This is a genomic window from uncultured Corynebacterium sp., assembly GCF_947253065.1.
GTDB lineage: Bacteria > Actinomycetota > Actinomycetes > Mycobacteriales > Mycobacteriaceae > Corynebacterium.
In genome coordinates this window covers 1-5,917 of sequence record NZ_CAMXWS010000063.1, presented here as the reverse complement: position 1 = coordinate 5,917, position 5,917 = coordinate 1, and the positions used below count along the sequence as shown (strand labels likewise).

The window sequence follows — 5,917 nt, the reverse complement described above, 5'->3', positions numbered from 1 at the left end:
CCATCGAGGTGAGCAAAGGGCAGGCGGAGAACATGCCCCATGGAAACGCGGACGCTGCGGCGGTACAGCGGATCAGCAGTGCCTGCGCCGAGCAAGACGCCATCTACGCCCATGCCGGCGGCGTTGCGGAAGATCGCGCCGATATTCTCGTGGTCCCCCACTCCCTCCAGCACAACGAGGGTGCGGGCATCCATGAGCTCGGATACGGGGCGTTCCGGAGCACGGTCCGCAACAGCGATGAGTCCGCGGTGCATGTCATAGCCGGCGACTTCCGCGAGCAATTCGCGGGTGACGGCGTAGACGGGGACGTCGACCGGCGGAAGGCCTGCTTCTTCACGCTGAGTGAAAAAGGTATTGAGCTTCTTTTCAAAACCCACAACACAGCGCAGCGGGAACCGCGAATCAATCACGCGGCCCGCCACGAGCGGACCTTCACCAAACACGAGTCCTTTGGTGTTGTCCATGGTCTTCAAGTCACGGACATCATCAAGCCGTGGATCGGCGGGGTCGGTGATGTGAATCATTGTTTAGGAGACAACCGACATGATCGGGTCCATGGCGAAGAACACCACGAACAGTGCGGAGATCAGCCACATGATCCAGTGGATTTCCTTTGCCTTGCCAGCGAAGACGGAGAACAGGGCAAAGGTGATGAAGCCGACGCCGATGCCATCAGCGATGGAGTAGGTGAACGGCATGGCCACGATGGTCAAGAATGCCGGAAGAGCAATGTAGAACTGCGACCAATCGATCTCCGTGACCTGCATCATCATCAGGGCACCGACGATGACCAGGACGGGAGCTGCAGCCTCAATCGGGACGATCTCATACAGCGGGGTGAAGAACATCGCAGCAAGGAAGAGCAGGCCGGTGACAATATTTGCCAGACCGGTGCGTGCACCATCGGCGATACCCGCAGACGAATCGACATAAACAGTCGCGGAGGACGCGGAGCCTGCACCACCAACGACAGCGCCGACGCCCTCAACAACCAGGGCCTTCTTCATGTCGGGCAGCTCGCCCTTCTCATCGGTCAGACCAGCCTGGCGGCCAAGTGCCGTCATGGTGCCCATCGCATCGAAGAAGTTCGCCAGCACAAGGGTGAAGACCAACAGCGAGGCGGTGATGACACCGATCTGGGTGAATGCACCGAAGAGATCGACCTTGCCCACAATCGACAGATCAGGGATACCGCCGAAGGATTCCGGCAGGGTCGGAACAGCCAAATTCCAACCGGTCGGGCCATTGTCTGCCGAAGAACCGGCACCAGTGATGGCCTCAACAGCCAGAGCAATGATCGTGTTGATCACAATACCGATAAACAGGCCACCTGGGATCTTGCGTGCCACCATGAAGCCACAGATGAACAGGCCGAGGATGAACACGAACGTTGGCCAGGAAGCGATCGAGCCGTTGATACCCAACTGCACCGGGACCGTGGTCATTGCTGCGTCCGGGATACGGCGGACGAAGCCTGCATCGACGAAACCGATCATGGAGATGAACATGCCGATGCCCACACCGATCGCAGCCTTCATTGACTGCGGGATCGCGCGGAACACAGCGGTACGGAAACCAGAGATCGCCAGCAGAACGATGATCAGACCATCGATGACCACCAGGCCCATTGCCTGCGCCCAGGTCAGTCCTTCGGTGCCAACCAGGGTGACAGCGACAAGTGTGTTGAGGCCCAGGCCAGCCGCAATACCGAAGGGGTAATTGGCAATAGCGCCGAACAAGATACACATGATGCCGGCGACGAGTGCCGTCGCCGCTGCGACTTGCGGGATGCCCAGCACAGTGCCCTCAGTATCCGCACTTGTACCCAGGATTAGCGGGTTGAGCAGCACAATGTAGGCCATAGCGAAGAACGTGACCACACCGGCACGCACCTCACGGCCAACGGTGGAGCCACGCTCAGAAATATGGAAGAAACGGTCAATGCCACTGCGTTCGGTGGTCTGAACCGCCTCGTTTTCGGTTCCGGTCACTTTCGTGGAGCCGGACGTGTTCGTCTTGTCACTCACTGTGATTCCCCTGACGTTTGCATGCCAATAACGGCATAAGCGTCCCACTACCAGTGCTCAAACACAAAATGAGTGGCCGGAATTACATGCTTAGTAGAGGGGCTTCTCGTCGTCGAAAAGCGCGTTGCGTGGCGTTGCATCCTCGGTGTCGACCTTGGTTTCAGAGTGCGCGCCACAGCCGTAAACTGCGGAAACCACGTGGCCGTCTGCCGAATATTCATTGGCACAGATACCGAAATTCCGGCCGACAGGCTCGGCGGCAGGAATATAGAAAGCGCACGTGCGACACTGCAATGCAGCCTGGGAAGCGTGGTCCGAATTCGGGCCGTACTCGCCACTGCGCCAGCGATGCTTCGCGTCCTTCAGACCTTTAGTTGTCAGGTACTGGTTGGTTTCCCGGCCGGTGAACACTACTGCGTCACGGGAGAAAGAGTCATCGGTCAAGCGCTCATCATCGGGTGCGGGCTCCATGAGATCACCGGGCCCAAGATCGCCGGGGCGGAGCCTATCGGTGTACGGCACCCAATCTGGGGCCTGCAGCGCATCACCAGAAGGCGCGGGAACGAGTGCGACTTCATTGACCGTGATGTAGTCCGAGCCGGTTGCGCACGCCACAACGGCATTCCACTCCCAGCCGGAATAGCCCGGCACGTCAGCTTTGAAACGGTGGGTGGCCACATTCGCGCCCATGCCGTTGACACCGATATGGTCGCCAACCTCACCCTGTCCAAGCTCGACGAGCGCTTCGCGCGCGATGTTCACGGCGCGCTGACCGAGCAGCGGTCCTGCTTTCTTGTCGTTTCTTCTCCGGGGCACGTCCCCATTATGGCTGACGCTGTTGCACAATTAGGCCTATGGCCCATTTCCGTCGCGTCGCTCCGCTTGTTCTGTGTCTTCCTCTCCTCGCCGCGTGCGGCGCGGAAGCAGACAACCCCGATGAGGTTGAACAGCTCACCGCAAAGATTATTGAGCGGCATGATTTCGACGAGACGAGCTTCGCACAAGGCCTCGAGGTCGCTCCCGATGGGACGCTGTATGTGGGCACCGGACAAGTCGGCGAGTCACGTATCTATCGCGCCACCGTCGATGGGCAAGAGATCATCAGCAAAGACCTCGATCCGGAATTCTTCGGCGAAGGTCTGACCCGCGTCGGCAACCACATCTGGATGCTGACATGGCAGGACAACACCGCCATCAAACGCGATGCAGAAACGCTCGAAGAAATCAGCCGCGCCCATTTCCCCGGCGAGGGCTGGGGCCTGTGCTCGCGGGAAGACGCAGACGAAGTGATCTTCTCCGACGGCACCGACCAATTGCGTCGCGTCGATCCCGAAACGCTCGATGAGCGCGAACGCTTCACAGTCACGCTCGACGGCCAACCAGTCGACGGCCTCAATGAGCTCGAGTGCGTCGGCGACGATATTTATGCCAATATCTTCACCACGACGGATATCGTGCGCATCAACGCCGAAACAGGCCAGGTCGAAGCGCTTATCGACGCCTCCTCGCTCCCCAACAACGCCACCTCCGACCCCAATAACGTGCTCAACGGCATCGCTCACATCCCGGGCAGCGACGATGAGTTCTACCTGTCCGGAAAGCGGTGGCCTGATCTTTACCGCGTCACCTTCGAACCGAAGTAGATACCGCAGATAGCTTTCCAGTCCCGCCGCTTGGTTAGACTTTCAGCCATGGTGGATAGCAAGGCAGGAAAGTCGAAAACCGCATGGACCGTGGTTGGCATCGTCATCGCGGTCGTTGCCATTGTCGCGGGCTTGTATTTCTTCCTCGATTGGCAGAAAAAGCAGCCTGGCACCCCGCCGGAGCAGCTCGAAGTAACAGCAGAAGCTGGCGATAACGAGGTCACCTCTACCCCATTCAGTGTCTGCGAATTCGGCAGCGAATGCCCTGAGGGCGAGGTCGCGCGTATCGACGTCGCCGGCGCAGATGCCATCAACATCACTGTCCCAAAGGAAGTCTCCCAGCAGCAGTGGTCAGTACTGAGCATTTACGACGATCCGGCCGCTAATACCGAGCGCACCTTCACCCCGGGCGAAGCTGGTGAAGTGGAGGTGCCTGTTTCCACCGAGCACGAAGGTTCCGACACGAATCTCGTCGTCGTGGAGGTCTCCACCCTGCTCATTGGCACTGATGATGCGAATGAAGAAACCCCCGTGGTGACCACTTGGGCATTCACCACGGAGGTTGAAAACTAATCACCTAATTCGGCTTAGGCATCCAATTCCTTAGCCACTGCGCGGAGGATCTCCGCAATCTGACGGGATTCCTTCCGTTCCGGGTAGCGTCCCGCATCAAGCGCGGGCTGCACCTGGGTTTCCAGCATGGACATCACATCAGCGAGCATGCTTGCCAGCTGGTCCGGCTTACGGCGGTTCACCGGGCGGCGACGCGGCTGGTCAAGCACCTTAATGCGCAGCGCCTGCGGGCCACGGCGACCAGCGGCAAAATCGAATTCGATCCGCTGACCTGGGTACAGCTCATCTACGCCCTCCGGCAAGACATTCCTACCTACATAGACGTCTTCCTCACCGGGGTTCGAAGCGAAGCCGAATCCCTTCTCGGCATCGAACCACTTCACTTTTCCTACTGGCATGCGCGATCACCACCGATTCTTGATTGTCATTTGCCTGCGCAAGGCCCTGTCTTCGGATAATTGTGGCACGGCCGACGAAGACAGAAAAGATTCAGTGTAGCGTCCCGCATTCATTGCGCCTAGTCCTCTTTTGGCGACACGCGAACACACCTAGATGTGACCTATGTTACATATCTAAAGTTTGTGCAGTTCAACCGTAGATAACCGCATCACATTCCGTTCACACGGTTCACATTCATCACAAAACGTGCCAGTAACGTGACTCAATCGTTATAAACCGATACAGTTGCCGTCATGCCCTTCGTACGGGCGTGACCTTTAACGCTGCCAGCCACGTTCAGTTTTGTCCGGCTGGCGGAACAATTGAACAAAGAAACCAGGACAAAAGCGGGGGACCCACCCGCACGCAAAAACGTGCACCGCGGAACGAATGAAGATCCACGAGATCTCTTGATAGCTCCGCTTGGGGTGAAGCCGCCACTAGCGGCCAGGCATCCTAGATACCTCAGCCTGAACCCGACAGCTCACTCCGCAGACGTACAACAAGAGAGGAAACACACCCGAATGGGACGTCACAGCAAGCAGACTCGCAACTTCTCCACCAAGGCACTGGCAGGCGCTACCGCAGCCCTGGCTACCACTGCCCTGGTTAGCCCGATCGCTTCCGCTGCGCCGGATTCTGACTGGGACCGTCTGGCACAGTGCGAGGCTGGTGGTAACTGGCACATCAACACCGGTAACGGTTACTACGGTGGTCTGCAGTTCAACCCGGGCACCTGGCGTGCCTACGGCGGCGGAGAGTTCGCTCCCCTGCCGCACCAGGCAACCCGCGAGCAGCAGATCGCTGTCGCTGAGCGCACCCTCGCCGGTCAGGGCTGGGGCGCATGGCCGGCATGCTCCGCTCGTCTGGGCCTGAACTCTGCTCCGACCCCGCGCAACGTCTCCGCTAACAAGCCGGCTGCTGCGCCGAAGAAGGCAGCTCCGAAGCCGGCTGCACAGAAGCCGGCCGTGAAGAAGAGCCAGCAGCTCGAGGTCGACGCTGTTTACAACTCCATCACCCGTGAGCTGAACAACCGCGGCATCGCTGTCCCAGCTCAGGTCACCGCAACCTACAAGGCCAACCGCAACGACTACAACGCGTTCTACCTGGCCAACAAGACCCTGGTCGACGCAGTTGTCGCTGGTGACAACCAGGCTATCGCTGGCGCTATCCAGGCCAACTTCAACGACTACGTCTCCGATCTGAAGACGCAGTACATCGGCCGCTAATTAAGCG

The 5,917-nt window shown here is 58.9% G+C and carries 7 protein-coding genes and 1 riboswitch; of the genes, 3 read left to right on the top strand and 4 right to left on the bottom strand.

Annotated elements, in window-relative coordinates:
* The 3 genes from Q0X21_RS09820 to Q0X21_RS09810 form a co-directional block, all read right to left on the bottom strand.
* The coding region (locus Q0X21_RS09820) for an RNA methyltransferase (protein ID WP_297851704.1) at positions 1-524 on the bottom strand (524 nt) is incomplete at its 3' end.
* A gap of 3 nt (positions 525-527) precedes the next feature.
* On the bottom strand, positions 528-1,991 hold the full coding sequence (locus tag Q0X21_RS09815) for an NCS2 family permease (protein ID WP_297851705.1): 1,464 nt from the start codon (positions 1,989-1,991) through the stop codon (positions 528-530).
* 126 nt (positions 1,992-2,117) lie between these two features.
* Positions 2,118-2,843, bottom strand: coding sequence for a DUF3027 domain-containing protein (locus Q0X21_RS09810; protein WP_297851703.1), 726 nt, complete (start codon positions 2,841-2,843; stop codon positions 2,118-2,120).
* 38 nt (positions 2,844-2,881) lie between these two features.
* Here Q0X21_RS09810 and Q0X21_RS09805 point away from each other — a divergent pair, with 38 nt between their 5' ends.
* Together Q0X21_RS09805 and Q0X21_RS09800 are read left to right on the top strand one after the other, a co-directional pair.
* Positions 2,882-3,670 (top strand): glutaminyl-peptide cyclotransferase, encoded by a 789-nt coding sequence (locus Q0X21_RS09805; protein ID WP_297851702.1) that lies wholly within the window; start codon positions 2,882-2,884, stop codon positions 3,668-3,670.
* Between the two features lie 48 nt (positions 3,671-3,718).
* Positions 3,719-4,243 carry a DUF2771 domain-containing protein gene (locus Q0X21_RS09800; protein ID WP_297851701.1) on the top strand — a complete coding sequence of 175 codons (525 nt, stop codon included), beginning with the start codon at positions 3,719-3,721 and terminating at the stop codon, positions 4,241-4,243.
* Positions 4,244-4,257: 14 nt separating this feature from the next.
* Here Q0X21_RS09800 and Q0X21_RS09795 read toward each other — a convergent pair whose 3' ends face one another.
* Complete coding sequence (locus Q0X21_RS09795; protein WP_297851700.1) at positions 4,258-4,641, bottom strand: cold-shock protein; 384 nt, start codon at positions 4,639-4,641, stop codon at positions 4,258-4,260.
* 369 nt (positions 4,642-5,010) lie between these two features.
* Positions 5,011-5,195, top strand: a riboswitch (cyclic di-AMP (ydaO/yuaA leader).
* 10 nt (positions 5,196-5,205) lie between these two features.
* Here Q0X21_RS09795 and Q0X21_RS09790 point away from each other — a divergent pair.
* On the top strand, positions 5,206-5,910 hold the full coding sequence (locus Q0X21_RS09790) for a resuscitation-promoting factor Rpf1 domain-containing protein (protein WP_297851699.1): 705 nt from the start codon (positions 5,206-5,208) through the stop codon (positions 5,908-5,910).
* The last annotated feature ends 7 nt before the right edge of the window (positions 5,911-5,917 follow it).